The organism is Neisseria sp. 74A18 (assembly GCF_001308005.1).
Classification (GTDB): domain Bacteria; phylum Pseudomonadota; class Gammaproteobacteria; order Burkholderiales; family Neisseriaceae; genus Neisseria; species Neisseria dumasiana.
The window spans coordinates 1-602 of record NZ_LGZA01000084.1 but is presented as its reverse complement, the minus strand read 5'-3'; the positions used below and the strand labels follow the sequence as shown (position 1 = coordinate 602).

Below are 602 nucleotides of genomic sequence, written 5' to 3'. Positions count from 1 at the left end.
GTGGTAGTTTTAAAAGACCAAAGGCTAAAACTAAATAAATATAAAGGAAAAGAAAATGAATAATAATGAAATTGAATATGACCGTGATAAAGATAGACAAGGTCTGTTTGAAGAAGTATTTTTTAAAAAGTTATATTCAGACAATCTATGGTTGATGAACAAATGGATAAATGAAACGGAGAATGAAGAACCACTTGATTCACCTGATGCATTACCTGCCGAAATCTATCTAGTTACAATGATTGAATACACCGCAGGCTTCCCCATCAAAGCCGTCAAACAACGATTCGCACAGGCCATAGAATACAGCCAGCTGTGTCTGGACATCAATGCAAAACATCCTGTCGATGATCCTGAACCGATTGAAGAAGGATGGACAATGTCTGTTTGGGGAAATGGTATCTCTTTAACGGAAAACCTGCCTAACGCTATCGGTCTGTGCATCTTGTTCGACCGTATCGACTGGTTGAATATTGTCAGAGAGTGCTACCTGATTGCCGATTGGGACGACCCCGCATTCAGCGCACTAATCAATCTGGTCATTCCCACGGAATTCGACCCCAAGCAGAAATTCCCGCGCGGCGGCTTCAACTTCCGCAAAC

1 pseudogene is annotated in these 602 nt (G+C 41.7%); it reads left to right on the top strand.

What is annotated here, in order from left to right:
- Positions 1-55 precede the first annotated feature (55 nt).
- Positions 56-602, top strand: a pseudogene (locus AKG43_RS11890) (hypothetical protein); the annotation flags it as partial.